Here is a 21,033-nt window from a genome sequence, read left to right on the forward strand (position 1 = left end):
CGCGGCCTGCGCCGGACGGGTCATTTCGCGTAGTCGGGGTAGCCGTAACCCACGATCTGGCCGGGCGAACGATTCTCGATCTTGACCGCGTTCGAGGTGTTGCCCTCCACGGTCTGGATCGTTCCATCGCCGTTGTCCTTGATCACCATGCCGACATGCTCGATGTCGTCGATGTTCTTGGAGCCGCTCCAGTTGAAGAAGACGATGGCGCCCGGCTGGGGCTTGCTGCCCCAGCGGTTCCGGCTCTGGAACCACTTGGCGTGCTCGACCGTCCAGGCGTCGCTGCCCATGCTGTGGCCGAAGGAGAGCTGCTCGCCGATCCAGGAGACGAACATGTCGCACCACGCGGCGTCGTTGTAGCCCTCCAGGTCACCGCCGTCGCGCGCCAGCGTCTCCTTGGCGCGGGCGGTGCTCATGTACCAGTCCTGGAACTTGGTCTCGCCGCTGCTGCTCTCAGCGATGCCGACCTGGGACGTCGCCAGCTTGATGGCGTCGGCGGCGGTGGGCGTCTTCGGCGCGGCCTTGACGGGCGCCTTCGCGGGGGCCTTCGCGGCGGCGGCGGTCTTGGGGGTGGTGCTCGCCTTGCTCGCGTCGCCGGAGAGCTTGTTCGGCACATTGTGCGAGCCGGGGGCCTTGGCCGTCAGTTCGGCCGCCGCGCCGGCGACCGGCGGCTTGGCCGTTCCGGTCCCGGCAGGGGCCGCGCCTATGGCTGCTTGTGCGGTGACTGCGACCGCGCCGATGACGGCCGCGCCGGCGACGAGGCCGCCGGTGGTCCGAAGGCTGATGGCCAGCGGACTGGGTTTGCGGTGCTTGCCTGCCACGAGTGGGGCTCTCCTTGGGCTTCCATGCCGCCTACCGGGTTAGCTGACGGGTTCGGGCGTGGAAGCTGCCCTACGGCCTGCAGGCAGGCCGATTCACCCCAGGGAACATGTCGGGCGCAGCCCGTCCGTTGAAGGGTGGGGCTGCGGGACGGTGGGTCCCCGGCTCCGCGTGTGGCGCGGACTCGGCGGTGGCCGTCTGGGACGGCCTGAGATTCGGTGTGAGGGGAGGAGCGGGCGCGGCCCCCCCGGGGGAGGGGCCGGCCCCCCCCCCCCGGGGTGCTTGGCGGTGTGCGGGGCGGAGCGGGCGCGGCCGCCGGGGGGACGGGCCGGCCGCCCCCGCCAGGGGATGGTTCTGGATCAGTTGGGGTTCTGGATCAGTAGGGACGGACGGCGCCCGAGAAGGTCTTCTTGCGGTAGCTGTTGAGCCTGACGACCTTCACGTGGCTGCCGGAGTTGGGGGCGTGGATCATCCACACCTTGCTCCCCTTGCGCTTGGACACGATGCCCACGTGGCCCTTGCCGTGGAAGAAGACGAGGTCACCCGGAGCGAGCTTGCTCCAGGACACCTTGTTCTTCACGGCGCGGTACTGGGCGGTCGTGACGCGCGGGAGCTTGACGCCCGCCTTCCGGTAGGACCACTGGACCAGACCGGAACAGTCGAAGGCGTTCGGGCCCGCCGCGCCGTAGCGGTACGGCTTGCCCTTCTTCTTGTGGGCGGCCTTGAGGGCCTTCTGCGCCGTCTTCTGGCGCTCGGCCCACGACCTGTTCTTGGCCTGCTTGACCACCGTGGCCACGGGTTGGGCCTTGGTGGCCGCCTCAGCAGAGGGGGCAGGGCCCGCCGGCACGAGGGGAGTGACGACCGCTGTGGCGATCGCGAGGCCACCGGCGACGCGGACGCGACGGGTCGTGCTGAGAGCGTTGCTGGACAGGGGCATCTCCTTCTTCCAGACGCCTACCGGGTTAGCTGACGGGTTCGGGCGTGGAAGTTGCCCTACGGTGCGCCCGGTTCGAGAAGCTCGAAGAGAGGGCGCGCCGATTCACCCCGGTCGGGGCGGGCCCAGGGGAGGGCCGTGCCGCCGAAAGGTGGGTCCCCGGCTCCGCGCGATGGCGGACTCGGCGCTGCCGCGGCGATCCTTGGGCCTGATGGGGCCCGTACAACGGGACCCTGTGTCCCGTGTGCGAAAGCGCGGCGCTGATTTGTTTGGGATGAGCGGCCTCAGATGGGCGTTCGCTCGATGGCCAGAGCCCGATGGTTGAACCGCCGTGGCGCGCTCGCTGGCGCCATGCACGCCATGCCCGTTCGGGCCGCTGAGCGTGCGCACTGTGCGGTTTGGGCCGGCCGGCCTCCGTGGAGACCGGGTGCGGCGCGTGGAGGGCGTCGCACCGGCGGGGCACCTGGAAGGTGTCGCGCCTGGGGGCGGGCACCTGGAGGGTGCCGCGCGAGGAGGTGGCACCTGGAGGGCGCCCGCCTCCTGTGACGCCCTAGGGCGTCGGGGGCGATGCGACGCTTGGTGAGCGCCGCAAGTCGCCACAAAGTACCAAAAGGTCACGCGAAAGCAAATCCCCCGCAAAGCAAAACAGACCAGGTCAGACCTGGTCCGTTCGCGATGTGTCGTGCCTCACGGGGCCGTCGGGATGCCCGTTGGGGTCCGTCAGGGCCGCGTGGCGCCGTAGTAGGTCGACAGGTAGTAGCCGGAGGTGATGCTCACGATCTCGACGTTCCTGCCGGTGCGCGGGGCGTGGAGCATCTTTCCGTTGCCCACGTACAGGCCGACGTGGCCGAGGTTGCGGAAGAACACCAGGTCGCCCGGCTGCAGGTCGCTCTTGGCGATCCGCTTGGTGGCCGCGTACTGCGAGTTGGTCGTCCGGGTGATGTTGACTCCGGCAGCCTCCCAAGCCCGCATTGTCAGGCCAGAGCAGTCGTAGCCGTTGGGGCCAGTGCCGCCGTACACGTAGGGCGTGCCGAGCTTGCTGTAGGCGAAGTTGAGCGCGACACGGGCCGAGCCGCTCGCCGGGCCCTTGTAGGTGCCGCCGCCACCGCTGCTGGGCTTGTCGGGCTTGACGCCGAGCTTCTTCAGCAGCTTCTGCTGCTCCTTGATCGACTTGTCGACCGTGGCCTTCTGCTTCTTCAGATCCTTGGCCTTGGCGGCGACCTCGTCGTAGGCGCTCTGGGCCTGGGCCTTCTCGCGGCGCACCCGCTGCGTGGCCGCCAGGAACTGGCCCACCTCGGAGTTGCGGTTGCGCGACAGGTGGCTGAAGACCGCCGACTGGTCGAGGATGGCCTGCGGGTCGTCGCTGCTGATGAAGCCCGCGACGTCGCCGGTCTCGCCGTTCTTGTAGGCGGTGGCGGCCATCTGGGCGACCTTGTTGCGCAGCGTCTCGAAGGCGAGCTCTTCGTCGCGGCTGGTTTTTTGTGTCGCCTGAAGCTTCTTCTTGGCCCGCTTGAGGTCCTCGCTGACCTGGTTGTACTTCTCGACCAGCTGCTCAACCTGCTCGTTGAGCTTCTCCAGCTTCTTGCGAACCTGGCTGACGCTCGGCTTGGGTTCGGCGTGCGCGGTCGTCGCGGGCAGAGCCACGGGCAGCGCCATGGAGGTCGTCACGGCGAGGCATGCGGTCGCCATCAGCCGGCGGGAGCTGCGATCACTGGCCACGGTCGGAATTGCCCCTCTCGTCCACTATTCGCGGGAGACACTAGCGAGGGGTCACACCCGTCACAACCGAATCGTCAGTATTCGTCAAGCTCGCTGGGCATTTACAGCACGTGGTGACTGCATGGTCACGAAGCGCGCTCGCGGGCCGGTGTCAGGCGCAGCGGCGGCACCATGTCAAGATCGGCCAGCACCTGCAGCGCGCGCCGTTCGTCCACGTCGAGGTCCACCGCGTCACCGGCTCCGGGCTGGGCCGGCGCCGCCAGCAAGGTGGTGACCACGCAGTCGCCGCAGCCCGTGCCGCGCACCTGGCAGCCGTTGCACTCGATCAGCATGTCGTCCTCCGTACGTCCGTATGTCGTACCTCGGTTGTGACGGAAGGTACGCGGAGGGTGTGACAAAACCGTGACCGCGAGCATCAACCCCGCACGCGAGCGCCCTAACGGGTCGTGAAGCGAGCCGGAGGCGAAGCTTCACGAGAGATCGCGAAGCGATGTCGCGCTCGCCGCTTTCGCGGTTTGACCCCGAGCCGCCAGGCGAGGGGTCAAGGCCGTGAAAGGCGACGCAGGAGCAAAGTAGATACAGCCGGGCGGGCTCCTGCCCGGCGGGCGGCGTCGGCCACCTCGCGGTCGGAGGAGACCACGACCACCGCGCGGCCGGAGGGTTCGGCGCGGACCAGCTCGGCGATGAGCTCGTCGGCGGTCTGTCCCGGCCGGCTGAACAGCACCCGGACGCCGCGCGGCGCCGCGATGGCCACCGGCGCGTCAAGCTCGGCCCCGTCGAAGACGCACGTGACCTCGGCGCGGGTCTGTGCGGCCAGCCCGCCGAGCCCGGACAGCAGGCGGCTGCGCTGGTCGGCGAGCGGCAGCTCGCCGTAGCCCGTCTTGGTGACGTTGTAGCCGTCCACGACCAGATGGACCTGGGGCAGCGTCAGCAACCGGTCGAGCAGCTGCGGGTCGTCGTCGGAGAGTGCCCGGCCGGGCAGGTTGCGGTGGACGAGCTTGTCGGGCTCGACCCCGGCGACGGCGTCGGCCGGGCGTTCGATCATGGTGGGCAGGGCCAGCTCCCGGCGGACGCCCTGCGCGGCGTCCACGAGCGTGTCCAGCAACATCCGCAGCCGGACGTCCTCCACGTTGCGGCCCTCGCGAGCGGCGCGGCGGGCGTGCTCGGCGGCGGTCTCGGCCTGTTCGAGGCGGACGCGCAGCTTGCGCAGCTCCTTCTCGGCGGCGGCGGTGGTCTCGCGGGCAGCGGTCAGCTCGCGGGCGGTCTCGGCGGCCAGCTCGGCGGCGCGTTCCTCGGCGGCCTTGGCCTTCTGGCGCGCGTCGTGCACCTTGCGGCGCAGCTCGGCCACCTCGGCCTTGCTTTCGCGCAGTTCGCCGCGGAGCTTGTCCACCTCGGCCGAACGTGACGCGCGGGCGGCCGCCAGCTCGTCCCGGAGAGCGGCGATCTTACGTTCGGCCGCCTCGCCCTCGGACGCGCTCGCGGAGCGTTCCAGCTCGGCGCGGGCGGCCTCGGCCAGCTCCGTCCAGCCGGCGGGCCGCAGCAGGTACGCGACCGTCGCGACCCGCACCGGATCGGCCGCCGGCGGCACCTGGCCCTCCTCGACGGCGGCCACCAGCTCGGGCTCGGCCTCCCGCAGGTGCTCGGCCACCCGGAGCCGGAAGTCGGCGTCCTTCTCCAGCAGCGCGGCGATGTGCTGCCCGGCGAGCTTGGCGCGCTTGCGGCGTTCGAATTGGGCGAACCGCCGCAACGGCAGCGGAACGTCGGTGGCGGGCAGGGTGCCGATCAGCTCGGCGGCGGCCTCCACCACGCCCTGGCGGACCGCCTCGGGAAGAGGACGGGCCAGGCGTTCGGCTTCCGCTCCGGGGCCGCTGTCGATGATCCCGCTCCTCCCAGTGCCCGTTTTCGACGCCGTTCGCCTAGTATTTCCGGGTGCAGGGCACCTTAACCAGCACAAATACCATCCCGCAGCCCCCGCCCATCCGTCCTCTCAACGGACAAGCTGAGTTCGACGGCCCCCGGCCACGATGGACGGGCCGCGCTTGACGATCCGATGTGCCGGCAGCCGGTCGGCGTCCGGACGGGTCGCCCCCGGCTCGCGTCCCAACCCTAGCGGTCGGTGAACTGTCGGTGGCGCCCTCTACGGTCGCGGTCATGACCCACCCGGCCCGCCCCGCCAGCCGCGACCGAGCCCCCGGCGGCCCCGGCGCCCAGGGCGTTCAGGGCACCCTGGACGATCTCGGTACCCCCCTCGCCGACGTCACCTTCGTCGTCGTCGACCTGGAGACGACAGGCGGCTCCCCGGCCGAGTCGGCGATCACCGAGATCGGGGCCGTCAAGGTGCGCGGGGGAGTGGAGCTCGGCGACTTCGGCACGCTGGTCGACCCTGGCGGCGAGATCCCGCCGTTCATCACTGCGCTCACCGGCATCACCCAGCAGATGGTCTACGCCGCGCCCAAGATGGAGCAGGTGCTGCCCGCGTTCCTGGAGTTCGCCCGCGGTTGCGTGCTCGTCGCGCACAACGCCTCGTTCGACACCGGGTTCCTCAAGGCGGCCTGCGCCGCGCAGGGCTACGCGTGGCCCGCGTTCACCGTCATCGACACCGTCGACCTGGCTCGCCGGGTGCTCACCAAGGACGAGGTGCCCAACTGCAAGCTGGGCACGCTGGCCCGCTTCTTCCGTTCCGCGACCGAGCCGATCCACCGCGCACTGGCCGACGCCCGCGCCACCGTCGACGTGCTGCACGGTCTCATCGAACGGCTCGGCTCGTTCAACGTCACCTCGCTGGAGGAGCTCAAGTCCTTCGCCAAGGCGCCCACGCCCGAGCAGCGCCGCAAGCGCTACCTCGCCGACGGCGTGCCCAGCGCCCCCGGTGTCTACCTGTTCGAGGACGAGCGGGGCGAGGTCCTCTACGTGGGCAAGAGCGGCGATCTGCGGGCGCGGGTGCGCAGCTACTTCACCGGCTCCGAGACCCGGCACCGGGTGCGCGAGATGGTCGGCCTCGCCGAAAAGGTCCGCACCATCGTGTGCGCCACCGGCCTGGAGGCCGAGGTCCGCGAGCTGCGCCTGATCGCCGAGCACAAACCGCGCTACAACCGGAAGTCGAAGTTCCCCGAGCGGGCGATGTGGCTCAAGCTCACCGTCGAGCCGTTCCCCCGGCTGTCGATCGTCCGGGAGTGCAAGGACGACGGCGCCGTCTATCTGGGCCCGCTGTCATCCCGGCGGCAGGCCGAGGAGGCCCAGGCGGCGCTGCACGAGGCCGTGCCGCTACGGCAGTGCACCCAGCGGCTGACGCTCCGCCTCATCGAACGCGGCGCCGCCCGCACCTGCCTGCTCGGCGAGATCGGCCGGTGCGGCGCGCCGTGCGAGGGCCGCGAGCCCGCCACCGCCTACGCGGTGCACGCCGACTCGGCCCGTTCGATCATGCAGGGCGACGTGCGGCCGGTGGTGGCGGCCGCGCAGGTGCGCATCGACCGGCTCACGGTGGAGCTGCGGTACGAGGAGGCCGCCGCCCAGCGTGACCGGCTCGCCGCGTTCATCCGGGCGGCCGCGCGCGGCCAGCGGCTGACCGCGCTGGCCCGCATCGCGCAGCTCGTGGCGGCCCGCCCGTCCTTCGACGGCGGCTGGGAGGTGGCGGTGGTCCGCCACGGCCGCCTCGCCGCCGCCGGAACGATCCCGCCCCGCGCCCATCCGCGGCCCTATCTCGACGCGCTCGTCGCGACCGCCGAGACGGTCATCCCCGGGCCGGGCCCCTCGGGGAGCGCCACCGCCGAGGAGATGGAGTGCGTACTGCGCTGGCTGGACACCCCGGGAGCCCGCCTCGCGGAGGTGGACGGCGAGTGGAGCAGTCCCGCCCACGGAGCCGAGGGCCTGCGCCAGTGGATCGACAACGCCTACACCGGCACCGAGGCGGCGGACCGCGGCGGAGGACGCCCACTAAGGTGAACGGAACAGCGGAAACCCGGGCAATCAGCGAGGATCGGCGTGGCTCTACCTCTCTATGACAGCCAGCCCGCGCGGCGCGTCCCCTGGGTGACCTATCTGCTGGTGGCGGCCAACGTGGTGGTCTTCCTGATGACCCCCATGGCCAACTTCGCCACCTGGTACGGGGACGACCAGGTCCGCGAGTGCAACGCCGTCGAGTTCACGCTGGAGCACGGCGCCATCCCCAAGGAGCTCACGACCGGTTCCCAGCAGCCCGTCCCGGCCCAGATCGTGCGCGAATGCGGCGAGGCGACCTTCGACAAGATCCCGTGGGTCTCCGCGTTCACGTCGATGTTCCTGCACTCCAACTGGCTGCACCTGCTGGGCAACCTGGTGGCGCTGTTCGTGATCGGCATGGGCGTCGAGGACAGGCTCGGGCGCCTCCGCTACCTGCTCAGCTACCTGTTCTTCGGGCTGGTCGCCGTCTACGGGTTCGCCTACACCTCACCCGACTCGGGCGTGCCCCTCATCGGCGCCTCCGGCGCGATCGCCGGCGTGCTGGGCGCCTACCTGATCCTCAACCCCCGCGGCCGCGTCGTGAGCTTCGTGCCGCCGATCATCGTGATCCGGCTGCCGGTCTGGGTGGTCCTCGGCTACTGGTTCGTCCTGCAGTGGCTGTCCCTCGGCGACAAGGAGAGCAACGTCGCGTACGTGGCGCACATCTACGGCTTCGTGGCCGGAGTGGCCTTCGCGGTCCTGGCCCGCCGTGCCGGACCCGCCCGCCGCGTCGCGGCCCTGTCCAGGGGATAGGCTCGGGACGAGCCACTCGAGGAGGAGTCAGTGCATACCGCGATCGTGCTGGTCAAGACCGATGTCGCCCGCATCCGCGAGGTCGCCGAGACGATCGCCGCGCTGGACGGCGTCAGCGAGGTCTACTCCATCACCGGCAAGTACGACCTGATCGCGATGATCCGGGTCCACCGGCACGAGGAGTTCAACGACGTGATCCCCGGCCGCCTCAACAAGGTCCCGGGCATTCTCGAAACCGAGACCCACATCGCCTTCGAGACCTACTCCAAGCACGACCTGGATGCCGCCTTCTCCCTAGGCCTCCCCGACGCCGACTGACAACCCCAGGCCCCGCCCTCGCTCGGCCCGCATAAGAGCATCGCCCTCGCTACGCTCGGACAGCCTCATCGGGGCTCCCGCCCCGAACCCCAAGCTGGGGGCAAGCCCCAGCATCCCTCACCCTTCAGTGGTGCACCCCATCCCCAAAGGCGTCGCTCACGCAGGAACCATCCGGTGCTTCTTCCAGTGCGGCAAGGTTGGCGTCTGCGTAGGTATGGATCAGGGCCACCGTGGACGGCAACATGCCGTGCATGATCAGGGCTTCCTCGTAGGCGGCCCTGACCATCTCCACAGCCGCCAGCAGCGTGACCTGTCGCGACCCCCGTCCGGCAACCCCGGACATCACAGCTGGTCCCACCGACCCGGCAGCGACGCTTGCTCGATCTCGGACATCTGCCGTTCTAGTTCCGCCTCGGTCCTGGCCCGGAGCATGTGACCGCCTCCGCCTATCCACACCGGATAGGCGATGAACCGCGTTTCATACACCGACCAGAGCACCATCCATCGACCCCGGTGCTTCTGTCGTAGAGCCTCTGCACGTTCTTGTGGGGTTTGGAGAACATTGTCGTTTTTGCCGTTGTTGTGTCGCTTATCGAAATACATCGCGCCCGCCCGGAGTCGGTTTTTCTGTGGCTTCTCTTCATCTCCTGACAGCGTGCGCCTCTCGGGCTAACTTGGCTACGTGAGCTAATCAAACTAAACAAGCCTGAGGCGAAGATGCGGATGCGGCCAGGGTTTGATCCGGACGGCAGCTTGTGGGACCTCATAGCGGTTGAGCTGCGCAGACAACGCCAGGAACGTGGATTGTCGCTCGCTGCTGTGGGCGAGATCATCGGCCGAGATAGGTCCCTGGTCGCACATGTTGAATCCGGCGACACGAAGTTGCAAGAAGCCCATGCCAAGAAGTTGGATCACGCATGGGAGGCGGGCGCGCTCTTCCGTCGCCTAGTCAAATTCGCTAAGGCCGGCCACGACGTGGAGTGGTTCAAGACCCACCTAGAGCTGGAGGCCAGGGCATCCGAACTGCGAATCTGGGAACTTGGCTGGATTCCTGGGCTACTCCAGACCGAGGGCTATGCGCGTGCCATGTTCGAGGCGGCCGGAGTGGAGGATGTTGAAGAGGGGGTGAACTCGCGCCTGAACCGGCAAGGCTGCCTGCACCGGAAACCGCGACCCCGGGTGTGGGTAATCCTAGATCAGGGCGTTATAGAGCAGCCTGTCGGCTCCGCCGACGTGATGCGGGAACAGCTTGCCCGCTTGGTAGAAGTCGCTCGACTTCCCCACGTCACGATCCGAGTCGTTCCACGCGAGGTTGGTGCACATGTGGGCCGGGACGGCTCCTTCAAGATCATTACCGCGGCCGGTTCTGACGTCGTCTACGCTGCCGCGCACAGCGGCGGGCGCCTTGTGGAGGACCCGACGGAGATAGCCTCATATCGGGTGTGGTTCGACCTCATCGGAGATGTGGCACTACCCAAGGACGCGTCGTTGCGCTTCCTCAGAGAAACGTTGGAGCGGTTCTCATGATCACTTGGCGGAAGTCCAGTTACAGCGGTAGCGCTACAACGCAGTCCGACTGCGTTGAGCTCGCTCGGCTCCCCGGGGCCATCGGCGTTCGTGACTCCAAGGCCGCCGACGCTGGACATCTGTCCCTGTCGGCTAAGAGCTTTGCTGACCTCATCGCCCGCGTGAAGCGGGGCGAAGAGAGCCCCTGACCTGGGCCTCGTTCTCGTAGAAGCCTGGTCGTGCATCTCTGGCAGCGCCGTAGAGCGCTTTAGGGTGCCCGCGATGAGGAACAGACCAGTCCAGCCGACAGGCTCAAGGCAGCCTTCGACGAAGGTGACTGATGACAGAAGTGCCGGCCTACTGTCGAGCGGTGCCAGCTGTTAGGTCTCGGGGGCTGGCCCCAGGTATTGGATCATGATTCAAGCCAACAAAGGGACCCCCGCCGCTCGCGCGACGAGAGCCTGAGCTGGGCCTTTAGTGGATGACGATGACGGCTAGGGCAAGGTACTTGCTTCCCACCAAGGGGAAGCCCCGCGACAGGTCATTGCCGCCTTGTAGGTCGGCCAGCGCAGAGCCGAACCGGTCTGGTCGGCTGACGTCGAGACAAGACGCCGGGGAAGCCAACGAAGTTCCTCGCCAGCGTCTACGGCTGAGCCGCTGATATCGACTGCCATGCGCTGATACTCCGAGAGCGGTTCGGAAACGACCCGGACCCTGCGGAGCCGCCTTCCTGCGGCTACCTCGGACGCGACCTTGTCGCGCCACGTATCAACGGACCGAGAGATGGTCTCTCGGTCCCCGCGTCGCCATGCGTCGAACAGCCCGGCATCAAAGGCGTAGCTGTCCCGAAGCTCAAGCTTCAGGAAGGGACGGCCTGCCCAGATCAGTGCCGTCCTCTGCTCCACCGAGATCAGTTCCATAGCGCTCCTTGACGTACTTCCGGACGAACGCCTCAGCCGTGCGGTCTGAGATCTCCAGGAACGTCTCATCACCAGCTAGGCCCATGAGCTGCGCGCCAACCCCCGGGCCTCGCCGTTTGCCTTGCACGATCCAAGAGCCACAATCAGTCGAGTAGAACGTCTCGCACTCATCAGCCCCATGAGACTCGGGGTCCTTACAGAAGAACGTAGCGGTCAGATCGTCCCCGTCCCCATGAAGTCGCCCCATGTTGCGCGCTCCAGGTTCGTCGGCTGGAGGGCAACTGTCCGACCCCGTGACGGTCGCCGTGGTCAAGTCGTTTCGACGTCTTACCCTTGCGTGGCTGACAGCACTGCGCCGTGAGACGGAGGTAACGGACAAGGTCCAACCTGGTGGCGCGAATGCAAAGTGGACCAATGGGATGGGTCTGCCGATCCCCACATTCCCACTCAATCCCCCGACGGTAGAGATGATCCGGTCGAAGGGTGCTCGGTCGGGGTGCCCGACGGCGCCCTCACAGGTGGCGAGGGTGGGACGATACCCGGCGTCGGCGAGGTGACGACGGGCGGTGTCGACCAGTCCAGGGTCGATGTCGATGCTGGTGACACGGCAGTCTCCCACTCGGTGGACAGCAGGCGGCGTTAAAAATGTATAAAGAACTAAAATATCTCGCTCAAGCCTATTTTCATCAGGACTACGATCTTGAGGCATCCTCCCCGATCGGGGCGATCCACAACTTCGTACGCGACGAACCCCGTGAGATACGCGTTGTGCTAGCCGCAGAAGTGGAAGCTCTTCTGGCTTCGAGCCCAGAAGCAAGTCAGTTCCGCGCCCTATGGGTAGACGAATGGGCGGCCGCGTATGCACCTTCCGCAGATACGGAGGCCTGGCGCGCATGGTTTGAGGACGTACTCCGCATCTTGACTCAGTAGCTTCGCTATCCAAGTACTAGAGACGATCGACCTCACGGTGATTGCTGACGATGCCGGTCGGAGCTTTTGTGGCCGTGCCCGATGTGGACGCTGAGGCAAGAGCGCCGTGGATAAGATCCCAGCACGTTGGGGATGATCGCGGGGATGCCCGTACGGCAAACACCGACCCTCGACCCGGGGCTGGGCATCCACACGAGCTGGTCCGTCAGCACACCGAAGATGTTCAGACTGGCGGGCGCGCTCGTCATCCTGTACAAATCCTGTCCAACCGATGGCCCAGTGGGTCTGGACAGGCCCAGAATCGGAAGTGTGGGTCGTGAGCCGGAGTCCACCGGTAAAGCTCAGCGGGACATCGTGCACCCCGGTACTGATCAATTCGACGAGTGTTCTCTCGGCTGTCCTGATGAGCAATGGCTACTAGCTAGGAGAAGGAGACGCGCGACCATGCCCAACATGGAGGTCCTTAAGCGTTCTCGGCGCAAGCTACAGCCTGGTGATATCTTTTCCTTGCGCTTCCAAAAGCTGGAGATTTCTTCCTGCATGGCAGAGTAATTCGTGTGGACATGTCCATGGGTGACTCGCCCATGCCCGGAGACAATCTCATCTACATTTACAGTCGAAAATCGAAGGAGAAGTCGGTCGATCCTGACGCGCTGTCGTCCGATAAGCTCCTGATTCCGCCGACATTCATCAATCGGCAGCCATGGCTAAAGGGGTATTTCGAGAATGTTGCGAATGTCCCCTTGAAAGAGAGTGATGTCCTCGTCAAACACTGCTTTTATGACCCACTAAAAAAGGTCTACGTTACTGACGCACGGGAAATCCTAACGGATCTCATCGAGCCATGTGGATTCTTCGCTCTGAACAGTTATCGGACCATCGGTGACAGTCTCAGTGATGCACTCGGAGTTGCCCGAGCCGACGATTGACATTGGATAGCCCATTTCTTCGAGGCCTTTTCGATGTTGTCGCCGGTGGTCGGAATGTGGTCATGCTTGAGTTGGCCGGGGATGTGGCCGCCGCGTGTCGGGAGACCTGACCATCCATGGGCGCTCGGTCACGTGTGGCATCGTTGCACGAGCCGCAGGCGACCTGTGTAGGGGAGCGGGGCATTCCGGTGCGGCATCAGAGGATCTCCTCGACGGCAGAAGCGAGGCGTGCAGCATCCTTCTCGTCGTGGGGGCCGACGGCGAGTGGGCGAGTCTTGGCGCCGCGGTAGGCGGCTCGACCTGGGGTCGGGGTGTCGATGATGTTGATGATCGGCTGGATCGCATCTTCAGGACGTTGGCCCAGCAACGGCCCCAGAATGGCGGCAGCGAACTTCATGCCCGCCCCCACTTCGCCTGCGAAGCTGGAGCGGACCAGCCGGGCGGGTCCCCAGGTGACGTAGCTGAGATCCGAGTTCTGGTCGGTGGCGAGGATCCCGAGCAGTTCGTTGGCCCGACGCTGCTGAGCGTTCGATCGTTTGAAGGTGAATCCGTCGACCATCTCCAGGTCGTCGAACCCGATGGCATCCGGGCGGGCGCCCGGGACCGCGGTGTTCACGATGACCGGCCTGTCGCCGGCGCGCAGAAGGTCGGCAAGTTGCGTGACGAACAGGTACTTGCTGAGGAAGAACAGCGACCAGGACGCCTCGTGCCCTTCGGGGGTGCTGTGTCGGCGCTGCCGGATGAACGACGCCGCGAGTACCAGCGCGTCGATACGTTCGTGGCTCTCCTTCAGATGGTCGACCACGCGGCGACTGTCCTCAACGAGGGCGAGGTCGGCCGCGATGAACTCGGCTCTGGACGGCGCCGAAGGGGACTGGCTCGCCGCGACCAGCGCCTCGAACTTGGCGCGACTACGTCCGATGACCACCACTCGGTCTCCTGCTGCGAGGTAGTGGCGCGCCAGGGCGGCGCCCATCCCGTCCGTGCCTCCCGTGATCACGATCGTCCTCACTGCACACTCCCTCATTCCGGAACACATGTTCCGGAATAGCGTAGCACCGATGCGGAACAGATGTTCCGGATTGCTATGCTGAGGACATGGCAGAAGGGCGCAAGCAGCGACGCGACGCCGTGGCCAACAAGGAACGGATCCTGAACGCCGCAGAAGAGGCGTTCCGACACCACGGCCTTTCCGTCGACATGCGCGCGGTCGCGGCGGCAGCCGGAGTCGGCATCGGCACGCTCTACCGACACTTCCCCACCAGGGAAGACCTCGTGCAGGCCATCACCGGGTCCGACCTCGCCGACCTCGCCGTCGCCCATCTCCCTGACGGGACGTCAGCGATCGACGGACTCCGAGAGCTCTTCACCAGGACGCTGGCTCAACTCACCGCCAACAAGGCCATGATCGACCTACTCGCGGGCGGATCCCCCTCCGACGCGGACCTTGAGCGGTGCCTTGCCCATCTGAGAACCGTTGGCCGCGAAGCCATCGAGCGATCCGCCACCGACCACACCCTCGCCCTGGACGTGACCGCCGACGACATCGCCTACCAGTTGCTCGGCCTCATCCGGATCGTGCAGCTCCTCTCCGAGCCGGCGCCGGGCACGATCGAGCATCAGGTCGATCTCGCGCTGCGCGGGTTGGCTGCCAGCCGCGGGGAAAGCTAAAACCCAGTCTCACGGGGCGCGCCGAATGCTCCGATCGTGGGCCATTCCCAGTCACGATCAGGTGCCGTATGCCGATGCTGGAGGAGTACGAGTTCGTGTCTGATCCACGCCGGGTGGCCCAGGTGGTCGCGGCGTTTGAGATGGTGTGGGAACGAGCCATTCCGCATGAGGAGTATCACGCGGAAGGGGTGCACCACTGAAGAGGTGGGGGTCTGGGGGCTTGGCCCCAGCTTGGGGTTCGGGGCGGGAGCCCCGATGAGGCTGTCCGAGCGTAGCGAGGGCGATGGTCTCAGCAGGGCGAGTGCTAGTGAGGGTCGATTGATGGTGTGCCGCGCGCCAGTGGTGGCGTGGTGGCTTATTTGAGGCTTTGGGAGACCTGGATCCAGCGGTCGAGGAGGGCGGCGGAGGCGCCGGAGTCGATGGCCTCGCCTGCGCGTTCGTAGCCGGTGCGGAGGGCCTCGGTGAGCTGGGCGGCGGGCGGGGTGCCCTCGGCGGCCACGATCAGGGCGGCGGCGTTCAGGCGGACCATGTCGCGGACTGCGCCGGGTGCCCCGGCGAAGGTCTCACGTGCGACGCGGCCGTTGTATGCGGCGTCGGCGCCACGGAGATCCTCCGGCTTGGCCGGGGGGATGCCGAGGTCGGCGGGGTTGAACGTCGTTTCGGTGGACGTGCCTTCGCGGACGGCCCAGACCGTGGAGGTGCCCGTGGTGGTGAGCTCGTCGAGGCCGTCGTCGCCGCGGAAGACCAGGGACGAGCAGCCGCGCTCGGCGAAGACGCCCGCGACGATGCCTGCCATCCGGGGGTGGAAGACGCCGACTGCTTGGGCCTTGGGGCGGGCCGGGTTGGTCAGCGGGCCAAGGAAGTTGAAGACCGTGGGCGTTCCTAGTTCGCGGCGGGTCTTGGCGGCGTAGCGGAGCGCCGGGTGGAAGAGGGGGGCGAAGCAGAAGGTGATGCCCACCTCTTCGGCCACCTGGGCGGTGCGCTCGGGGGGCAGGTCGATGGCCACGCCGAGGCCCTCAAGGAGGTCGGCGGCGCCGCAGGAGGAGGACGCGGCGCGGTTGCCGTGCTTGACGACCTTCACGCCCGCCGCGGCGGCGACCACGGCGGCCATCGTGGAGATGTTGACCGTGTGGGCACGGTCGCCGCCGGTGCCGACCAGGTCCGCGATCTGACCGGGGATCTCGATCGGAGTGGCGTTGGCGTACATGCCCTCGGCCAGGCCGGAGACCTCGGCGACGGTCTCGCCCTTGGCGCGCATGGCCACGGCGAAGCCCGCGATCTGCGCGTCGGTGGCCTCCCCGGCCATGATCTGGTTCATGGCCCAGGCGGTCTCGTCGCTCGACAGCGACTCGCCGTCGAGCAGGGCGTTGAGCAGTGCCGGCCAGGTCGTACGCGCGTCCATGCTTCCCCCAGTCATCGGGTCGGTGCGCGGGGGGCGCTGTGTTGATCGCTGCCCCTGACGGGGCCGCCCCGCCGGCCCCGCGGTTCTAGAGTGCCGGGAGGCGGTTCTCGGCGCGCCGGCGCATGAGGTCGGCGACGGAGTTGGCCAGGGCCATCGGGTCGAGCGGCAGGCTCAGCACGGCGTCGGCGCGCGACCAGGTCGCCAGCCAGCCGTCGTCGCGCCGGGCGATGATCGCGAGCATCGGCGGGCAGTCGTACACCTCGTCCTTGGCCTGGCGGCAGACTCCGAGCCCGCCCGCGGGCTGCGCCTCCCCGTCCACGATCGCGACGTCGATGTCGCCCTCGTCGAGCCGCGCCACCACGGCGGGCTGGGTCGCGACCTCGACGTACTCGATCAGCGGCAGGTCGGCGGCCGGCCGGCGGCCGAGGGCCAGCCGGATCTGGCTGCGAGTGTTCGCGTCGTCACTGTAGACGAGAACCTTCATCGGAGTCTGGCTCATGGCAGAGAAGGCTACCGGTTCACCCCTCCGCGCACGAGGCGCCGGGTCCGGTCGCACGACCACTTGATCGGGAGAACGCCGCCGAATCGCTCCAAATGCCTTGTCACGCGGGGTTTTCGAGCTTTCGGAGAGGGGATCGCGGGGGCCGCTGAGACGGGCTTGGGAACTCCAGAAGGGGGGTCATGCGTCAGTGTTGGGTCGGGTGACGTAATAATGCTGCCCGTGGCAACAGCATCCGCGATAGAGACAACACCCCACGCTCGGGCCAACCGGCCCAATCTGGTCAGCGTGGGGACGATCGTCTGGTTGTCGTCTGAGCTCATGTTCTTCGCGGCGTTGTTCGCGATGTACTTCACGATCCGCTCCGTGACCATCGGTCAGCAGGGGCAGGAGGCGTGGCCCGGCGCCGAGCTCGACCTGCCGCTGTCCGCCTTCAACACCACCATCCTGGTGCTGTCCTCCGTGACGTGCCAGATGGGCGTGTTCAAGGCCGAGGCGGGCAAGGTCGGCCGCGACGGCGGCCTGCTGAACTTCAGGCGCTGGGGTCTGCGCGAGTGGTACGTGCTCTCGTTCCTCATGGGCGCGTACTTCGTCGCCGGTCAGGCCTACGAGTACTACCAGCTGGTCAACCACGACGGCCTCACGCTGTCGTCCTCGGCGTACGGCTCGGTCTTCTACCTGACCACCGGTTTCCACGGCCTCCACGTCACGGGCGGCCTGGTCGCGTTCCTCTTCGTGCTGGGACGTACGTACGCCGCGAAGCGCTGGACCCATGAGCAGGCGACGAGCGCGATCGTCGTTTCGTACTACTGGCACTTCGTCGACGTGGTGTGGATCGGGCTGTTCGCGACGATCTACCTGCTCGACCTCTGACCAGCTTGACCTCAACCGACGACATGACCCGAACGGGGATATCCGTGAAAAGGATCACCGCATGGCGACGGCGCCCCTGGGCGGGCTACGCCGTCGTGCTGGCGGCCCTGGCGGCGATCGCCGGCATCTACGCCGGATTCTCGCCGCAGACTGACAGCGCCGAGGCGGCGAACAACACGCAGGCCGCCGCAGATCTGCAGAACGGCCAGCAGCTGTTCAACAAGAACTGTGCGAGCTGCCACGGTCTGCGAGGCGAGGGCACCAAGGACGCCAAGGGCAACCCGCTGGCGCCGAGCCTGCTGGGCGTGGGCGCCGCATCGGTCGACTTCCAGGTCGCCACGGGCCGCATGCCCGCGATGAACCCTGGCGCCCAGATGCCGCGCAAGGAGCCGATCCCCGAGTTCAACACCCAGATCAAGACCGACTACCACGACCCCGAGAAGCGGGCGCAGGCCGAGAAGCAGAAGGCCCAAGCCGAGAAGAACATCGCGGATCTGCGTGAGTACGTCGCGTCCATGGGTGGCGGCCCGCCTGTGCCGACCAAGGAGCAGGTCGGCGACCCGCAGAAGGGCGACGCCGCGCTCGGCGGCAAGCTGTTCCGCACCAACTGCGCCCAGTGCCACAACTTCACCGGTCAGGGCGGCGCGCTCACCGGTGGCAAGTACGCCCCGCCGCTCAGCAAGAGCGACGTGACCCCCACCCAGATCTACGAGGCCATGCTGACGGGCCCGCAGGCGATGCCGGTCTTCAACGACACCACCCTCACCGAGAAGGACAAGCAGGCGATCATCGCCTACGTCGTCCAGTCGCGTGAGGAGCCCAACCCGGGCGGCAACGGCCTGGGCCGCATCGGCCCGGTGTCGGAGGGCCTGGCCGGCTGGCTGATCGGAATGGGCCTGCTGGTGCTGGCGGCCATGTGGATCACCGCGAAGAAGCCGAAGAAGCTGAAGAAGTCATGAGCGACAACAAGGGACCAGGCGGGACGCCTGAACCGCAGGAGGAGCGCCGCACGCACGACCGCGTGGTCGGCACTCCGTCCCCGGCGGCGGAGAAGCAGCTGCTGGCCGTCGACGAGGACCCCGCGCCCGCCGGTGCCGGGGCGCAGCTGGACGAGGACGCGGCCAAGCGCGCCGAGCGGATCGTCGCGCTGTTCTTCCTGCTCGCCTTCGCCGGCAGCGTGGCGTTCATCGCCTACTACATCGGCTGGAGCGGCCGCGACGGCGGCATGCACGGCATCTTCCGCGCCCGGGAGTCCAACTTCTGGCTCGGCGGCACGATGGCGCTGTCGTTCCTGGCGCTGGCGATCGGCATGACGATCTGGGTGCGGCGCCTGATGACCAGCGCGCCGATCGTCCAGGAGCGGCACGAGCTGCAGTCGGACGCCGAGACCCGCGCGGCGTTCAACCAGGAGTTCCTGGAGGGCGCCGAGGACAGCGGCATCACCAAGCGGCCGCTGCTGCGCCGCACGCTGCTGCTGGCCGCCGCGCCGCTGGGCCTGGCCCCGCTGATCCTGCTGCGCGACCTCGGCCCGCTGCCGGAGAAGCGGCTGCGCCACACGTTCTGGGGCGAGGCCGTCAAGAAGGCGCAGGCCGAGGGCAAGAAGGGCGTGCGGCTGGTCGTCGACGGCACCAACAAGCCGCTGAAGGTGAGCGACTTCGCCAGCCCGGGCGGCATGATCACGGTGCTGCCGGAGGGCGTCGAGGAGAGCCACCACGCGCTCAACGAGATCGCCAAGTCGGTGACCATCCTCATCAACGTGCCCGCCGACCAGTTCAAGCCGGCCAAGGGCCGGGAGAACTGGCACGTCAACGGGATCGTCGCGTACTCCAAGATCTGCACGCACGTCGGCTGCCCGGCGGCCCTGTACGAGCAGACCACGCACCACATCCTGTGCCCGTGCCACCAGTCGACCTTCGACGCGACCGACGCGGCCAAGGTCGTCTTCGGACCGGCGGCCCGTCCGCTGCCGCAGCTGCCGCTCGCCGTGGAGGACGGCTACATCGTGGCCACCGCCGACTTCCCCGAACCGATCGGCCCGAGCTTCTGGGAGCGCGGATGAGCGAGGCAACCGCCCCGAAGGCTGCCGCCCCGAAGGCAGTGGACGCCCCGCTGACCTTCCTTGACGAGCGCCTCGGTTCCACCACCTTCTTCAAGCGGAACGTGAAGAAGGTCTTTCCGGACCACTGGTCCTTCATGCTGGGCGAGATCGCGCTGTACTCGTTCATCATCCTGCTGCTGACCGGAACGTTCCTCACGCTCTGGTTCCAGCCGAGCATGCACGAGACGGTGTACGAGGGCTCGTACGAGCCGTTGCGCGGCGTGAAGATGTCCCAGGCGTACGCCTCGACGCTGCACATCACGTTCGATGTCCGCGGTGGGCTGCTCATGCGGCAGATCCACCACTGGGCCGCGATCCTGTTCATGGCGTCGATCTGCGCGCACATGCTGCGGGTGTTCTTCACGGGCGCCTACCGCAAGCCGCGCGAGATCAACTGGCTCATCGGCATCGTGCTGTTCACGCTGGGCATGCTCGAGGGCCTCTTCGGCTACTCGCTGCCGGACGACCTGCTGTCCGGCACGGGTCTGCGGATCACCCAGGGCGTGCTGGAGTCGCTCCCGCTGGTCGGCACGTACGGGTACATGTTCCTGTTCGGGGGCGAGTTCCCCGAGGGCATGAACGGCGAGCTGATCCCGCGGCTGTTCACGCTGCACATCCTGCTGCTCCCGGGCATCTTCCTGGCCCTGATCACCGCGCACATGATGATCATGTGGCACCAGAAGCACACCGCGATGCCGGTCAAGAACCAGACCGAGGAGCAGGTGTACGGCTACCCGTTCTACCCGGTCTTCATGGCCAAGACGGGCGCCTACTTCCTGTTCACCTTCGGGGTGCTGGCGCTGCTCGGCGCGTTCGCCCAGATCAACCCGATCTGGCAGTTCGGCCCGTACGACCCGGGTGCGATCTCGTCGGGCTCGCAGCCCGACTGGTACATGGGCGTCCTCGAAGGCTCGCTGCGCATCATGCCCAACTGGGAGATCACCGCCTGGGGCCACACGCTCAGCCTGAACGTGCTGATCCCGGCGCTGGGGCCGCTCGGCATCATCTTCACCGGCGCCGCGCTCTGGCCGTTCCTCGAACGCTGGGTGACCGGCGACAACCGCAGCCACCACGTGAACGACCGCCCGCGCAACGCCCCGGTCCGCACCGGTGTGGGCATGGCGGCGGTGACCTTCTACGGGCTGCTGTGGCTGGCCGGCGCGAACGACGTGATCGCCGAGAGGTTCCACGTCTCGCTGTTCGCGACGACCTGGTTCTTCCGGGTCACCGTCATCATCGGCCCGATCCTGGCGTACATCATCACCAAGCGCGTCTGCCTGGGGCTGCAGCGCTCGGACGCCAACGTGATCGGCCACGGCGTGGAGAGCGGCATCATCGTCGCCTCGCCGGACGGCAGGTTCAGCGAGCGGCACGAGCCGGCGCGCGAGGAGGAGCGGATCACGATCCTCTCCAAGGAGAACGCCAGGCCCGAGGCGCCCGCGACGGACGCCAACGGCATTCCCGCCCCGGGCACCAAGGGCCCGCTGGGAGTGCTCCGGTCGCGGCTCCAGCGCGCCTGGACCTTCGACGACATCGCCGTCGAGGAGCACGAGCACGGCAACGGCCACGAGGGTCACGAACTTGAGGCCGGCAAGAGCGACAAGGAGCTGCGCCACTAGGCACGGCACCAGGAGCGAGGCCCGTCACCACCCGGTGACGGGCCTCGTCTCTATTTATCTGGGGC

23 protein-coding genes and 2 riboswitches are annotated in these 21,033 nt (G+C 67.6%); of the genes, 13 read left to right on the forward strand and 10 right to left on the reverse strand.

What is annotated here, in order from left to right:
* Positions 1–20: 20 nt before the first annotated feature.
* The 5 genes from F8566_RS51790 to F8566_RS35755 form a co-directional block, all read right to left on the reverse strand.
* Positions 21–821, reverse strand: a complete 801-nt coding sequence (locus F8566_RS51790; RefSeq protein WP_225993805.1) for a CHAP domain-containing protein — start codon at positions 819–821, stop codon at positions 21–23.
* Positions 822–835: 14 nt separating this feature from the next.
* Positions 836–1,019, reverse strand: a riboswitch (cyclic di-AMP (ydaO/yuaA leader).
* A 176-nt stretch (positions 1,020–1,195) separates the two neighbouring features.
* A complete protein-coding gene (locus F8566_RS35740; protein WP_151566308.1) occupies positions 1,196–1,756 on the reverse strand; it encodes a C40 family peptidase in 561 nt (186 codons plus the stop codon).
* Positions 1,755–1,950, reverse strand: a riboswitch (cyclic di-AMP (ydaO/yuaA leader). It overlaps the preceding gene by 2 nt.
* 523 nt (positions 1,951–2,473) lie before the next feature.
* Positions 2,474–3,472: a C40 family peptidase gene (locus F8566_RS35745; RefSeq protein WP_225993806.1), complete on the reverse strand. Its 999-nt coding sequence runs from the start codon at positions 3,470–3,472 to the stop codon at positions 2,474–2,476.
* A gap of 125 nt (positions 3,473–3,597) precedes the next feature.
* Positions 3,598–3,804 (reverse strand): hypothetical protein, encoded by a 207-nt coding sequence (locus F8566_RS35750; protein WP_192810031.1) that lies wholly within the window; start codon positions 3,802–3,804, stop codon positions 3,598–3,600.
* A gap of 209 nt (positions 3,805–4,013) precedes the next feature.
* Positions 4,014–5,279: an NYN domain-containing protein gene (locus tag F8566_RS35755; RefSeq protein ID WP_225993807.1), complete on the reverse strand. Its 1,266-nt coding sequence runs from the start codon at positions 5,277–5,279 to the stop codon at positions 4,014–4,016.
* 344 nt (positions 5,280–5,623) lie between these two features.
* On the opposite strand from F8566_RS35755, the gene F8566_RS35760 reads away from it, so the two are divergent.
* From F8566_RS35760 to F8566_RS35770, 3 genes are read left to right on the forward strand one after another with little or no spacing between them, the layout of a single operon-like run.
* Positions 5,624–7,414: a DEDD exonuclease domain-containing protein gene (locus F8566_RS35760; protein WP_151566309.1), complete on the forward strand. Its 1,791-nt coding sequence runs from the start codon at positions 5,624–5,626 to the stop codon at positions 7,412–7,414.
* A gap of 39 nt (positions 7,415–7,453) precedes the next feature.
* Entirely contained in the window at positions 7,454–8,203 is a 750-nt protein-coding gene (locus F8566_RS35765; protein WP_192810032.1) for a rhomboid family intramembrane serine protease, read from the forward strand.
* A gap of 30 nt (positions 8,204–8,233) precedes the next feature.
* A complete protein-coding gene (locus F8566_RS35770) occupies positions 8,234–8,521 on the forward strand; it encodes an Lrp/AsnC family transcriptional regulator (RefSeq protein ID WP_151566310.1) in 288 nt (95 codons plus the stop codon).
* A 124-nt stretch (positions 8,522–8,645) separates the two neighbouring features.
* On the opposite strand, the gene F8566_RS35775 is transcribed toward F8566_RS35770, so the two are convergent.
* The gene (locus F8566_RS35775; RefSeq protein ID WP_151566311.1) at positions 8,646–8,864 is read right to left on the reverse strand and encodes a hypothetical protein; all 219 of its coding nucleotides are present in this window, start codon (positions 8,862–8,864) and stop codon (positions 8,646–8,648) included.
* A 380-nt stretch (positions 8,865–9,244) separates the two neighbouring features.
* Here F8566_RS35775 and F8566_RS35780 point away from each other — a divergent pair, with 380 nt between their 5' ends.
* Together F8566_RS35780 and F8566_RS35785 are read left to right on the forward strand one after the other, a co-directional pair.
* A complete protein-coding gene (locus F8566_RS35780) occupies positions 9,245–10,048 on the forward strand; it encodes a helix-turn-helix domain-containing protein (protein WP_404800377.1) in 804 nt (267 codons plus the stop codon).
* Positions 10,045–10,236 carry a DUF397 domain-containing protein gene (locus F8566_RS35785; RefSeq protein ID WP_151566313.1) on the forward strand — a complete coding sequence of 64 codons (192 nt, stop codon included), beginning with the start codon at positions 10,045–10,047 and terminating at the stop codon, positions 10,234–10,236. Before F8566_RS35780 ends, F8566_RS35785 begins: the two co-directional genes overlap by 4 nt.
* Positions 10,237–10,521: 285 nt before the next feature.
* Here F8566_RS35785 and F8566_RS35790 read toward each other — a convergent pair whose 3' ends face one another.
* Complete coding sequence (locus F8566_RS35790) at positions 10,522–10,947, reverse strand: DUF6879 family protein (RefSeq protein WP_151566314.1); 426 nt, start codon at positions 10,945–10,947, stop codon at positions 10,522–10,524.
* 645 nt (positions 10,948–11,592) lie between these two features.
* Between F8566_RS35790 and F8566_RS53120 the strand changes: the two genes are divergently transcribed.
* Both F8566_RS53120 and F8566_RS35795 read left to right on the forward strand, forming a co-directional pair.
* Positions 11,593–11,877 carry a contact-dependent growth inhibition system immunity protein gene (locus F8566_RS53120; protein WP_192810033.1) on the forward strand — a complete coding sequence of 95 codons (285 nt, stop codon included), beginning with the start codon at positions 11,593–11,595 and terminating at the stop codon, positions 11,875–11,877.
* Between the two features lie 536 nt (positions 11,878–12,413).
* Positions 12,414–12,806: an Imm26 family immunity protein gene (locus tag F8566_RS35795; RefSeq protein WP_225993836.1), complete on the forward strand. Its 393-nt coding sequence runs from the start codon at positions 12,414–12,416 to the stop codon at positions 12,804–12,806.
* Between the two features lie 196 nt (positions 12,807–13,002).
* On the opposite strand, the gene F8566_RS35800 is transcribed toward F8566_RS35795, so the two are convergent.
* On the reverse strand, positions 13,003–13,818 hold the full coding sequence (locus tag F8566_RS35800; protein WP_192810034.1) for an SDR family NAD(P)-dependent oxidoreductase: 816 nt from the start codon (positions 13,816–13,818) through the stop codon (positions 13,003–13,005).
* A gap of 86 nt (positions 13,819–13,904) precedes the next feature.
* Between F8566_RS35800 and F8566_RS35805 the strand changes: the two genes are divergently transcribed.
* Positions 13,905–14,477: a TetR/AcrR family transcriptional regulator gene (locus F8566_RS35805; protein ID WP_151566317.1), complete on the forward strand. Its 573-nt coding sequence runs from the start codon at positions 13,905–13,907 to the stop codon at positions 14,475–14,477.
* A gap of 68 nt (positions 14,478–14,545) precedes the next feature.
* Positions 14,546–14,677 (forward strand): DUF6879 family protein, encoded by a 132-nt coding sequence (locus F8566_RS52460; RefSeq protein WP_264159519.1) that lies wholly within the window; start codon positions 14,546–14,548, stop codon positions 14,675–14,677.
* A 155-nt stretch (positions 14,678–14,832) separates the two neighbouring features.
* Here F8566_RS52460 and trpD read toward each other — a convergent pair whose 3' ends face one another.
* Complete coding sequence (trpD, locus tag F8566_RS35810) at positions 14,833–15,879, reverse strand: anthranilate phosphoribosyltransferase (RefSeq protein ID WP_151566318.1); 1,047 nt, start codon at positions 15,877–15,879, stop codon at positions 14,833–14,835.
* 85 nt (positions 15,880–15,964) lie between these two features.
* Positions 15,965–16,378: a DNA-binding transcriptional response regulator gene (locus F8566_RS35815; RefSeq protein WP_225993808.1), complete on the reverse strand. Its 414-nt coding sequence runs from the start codon at positions 16,376–16,378 to the stop codon at positions 15,965–15,967.
* A 213-nt stretch (positions 16,379–16,591) separates the two neighbouring features.
* On the opposite strand from F8566_RS35815, the gene ctaE reads away from it, so the two are divergent.
* From ctaE to qcrB, 4 genes are read left to right on the forward strand one after another with little or no spacing between them, the layout of a single operon-like run.
* The gene (gene ctaE, locus F8566_RS35820; RefSeq protein WP_151566319.1) at positions 16,592–17,251 is read left to right on the forward strand and encodes an aa3-type cytochrome oxidase subunit III; all 660 of its coding nucleotides are present in this window, start codon (positions 16,592–16,594) and stop codon (positions 17,249–17,251) included.
* 44 nt (positions 17,252–17,295) lie between these two features.
* Positions 17,296–18,210: a cytochrome bc1 complex diheme cytochrome c subunit gene (gene qcrC / locus F8566_RS35825; RefSeq protein ID WP_151566320.1), complete on the forward strand. Its 915-nt coding sequence runs from the start codon at positions 17,296–17,298 to the stop codon at positions 18,208–18,210.
* The gene (gene qcrA, locus F8566_RS35830; protein ID WP_151566321.1) at positions 18,207–19,310 is read left to right on the forward strand and encodes a cytochrome bc1 complex Rieske iron-sulfur subunit; all 1,104 of its coding nucleotides are present in this window, start codon (positions 18,207–18,209) and stop codon (positions 19,308–19,310) included. The genes qcrC and qcrA overlap by 4 nt, the downstream gene beginning before the upstream one ends.
* Complete coding sequence (qcrB, locus tag F8566_RS35835) at positions 19,307–20,968, forward strand: cytochrome bc1 complex cytochrome b subunit (protein WP_151566322.1); 1,662 nt, start codon at positions 19,307–19,309, stop codon at positions 20,966–20,968. Before qcrA ends, qcrB begins: the two co-directional genes overlap by 4 nt.
* The last annotated feature ends 65 nt before the right edge of the window (positions 20,969–21,033 follow it).

This window comes from Actinomadura rudentiformis (assembly GCF_008923185.1).
In the GTDB taxonomy this organism is placed as follows: Bacteria; Actinomycetota; Actinomycetes; order Streptosporangiales; family Streptosporangiaceae; genus Spirillospora; species Spirillospora rudentiformis.

Coding starts and splice junctions, on each gene's coding strand:
- F8566_RS35815 (WP_225993808.1), bottom strand. CDS start 16,378: ATGAGCCAGACTCCGATGAAGGTTCTCGTCTACAGTGACGACGCGAAC.
- F8566_RS35790 (WP_151566314.1), bottom strand. CDS start 10,947: ATGGAACTGATCTCGGTGGAGCAGAGGACGGCACTGATCTGGGCAGGC.
- qcrA (WP_151566321.1), top strand. CDS start 18,207: ATGAGCGACAACAAGGGACCAGGCGGGACGCCTGAACCGCAGGAGGAG.
- F8566_RS35785 (WP_151566313.1), top strand. CDS start 10,045: ATGATCACTTGGCGGAAGTCCAGTTACAGCGGTAGCGCTACAACGCAG.
- F8566_RS35805 (WP_151566317.1), top strand. CDS start 13,905: ATGGCAGAAGGGCGCAAGCAGCGACGCGACGCCGTGGCCAACAAGGAA.
- qcrB (WP_151566322.1), top strand. CDS start 19,307: ATGAGCGAGGCAACCGCCCCGAAGGCTGCCGCCCCGAAGGCAGTGGAC.
- F8566_RS53120 (WP_192810033.1), top strand. CDS start 11,593: ATGTATAAAGAACTAAAATATCTCGCTCAAGCCTATTTTCATCAGGAC.
- F8566_RS35750 (WP_192810031.1), bottom strand. CDS start 3,804: ATGCTGATCGAGTGCAACGGCTGCCAGGTGCGCGGCACGGGCTGCGGC.
- ctaE (WP_151566319.1), top strand. CDS start 16,592: ATGCTGCCCGTGGCAACAGCATCCGCGATAGAGACAACACCCCACGCT.
- trpD (WP_151566318.1), bottom strand. CDS start 15,879: ATGGACGCGCGTACGACCTGGCCGGCACTGCTCAACGCCCTGCTCGAC.
- F8566_RS52460 (WP_264159519.1), top strand. CDS start 14,546: ATGCCGATGCTGGAGGAGTACGAGTTCGTGTCTGATCCACGCCGGGTG.
- F8566_RS35760 (WP_151566309.1), top strand. CDS start 5,624: ATGACCCACCCGGCCCGCCCCGCCAGCCGCGACCGAGCCCCCGGCGGC.
- F8566_RS35740 (WP_151566308.1), bottom strand. CDS start 1,756: ATGCCCCTGTCCAGCAACGCTCTCAGCACGACCCGTCGCGTCCGCGTC.
- F8566_RS35775 (WP_151566311.1), bottom strand. CDS start 8,864: ATGTCCGGGGTTGCCGGACGGGGGTCGCGACAGGTCACGCTGCTGGCG.
- F8566_RS35780 (WP_404800377.1), top strand. CDS start 9,245: ATGCGGCCAGGGTTTGATCCGGACGGCAGCTTGTGGGACCTCATAGCG.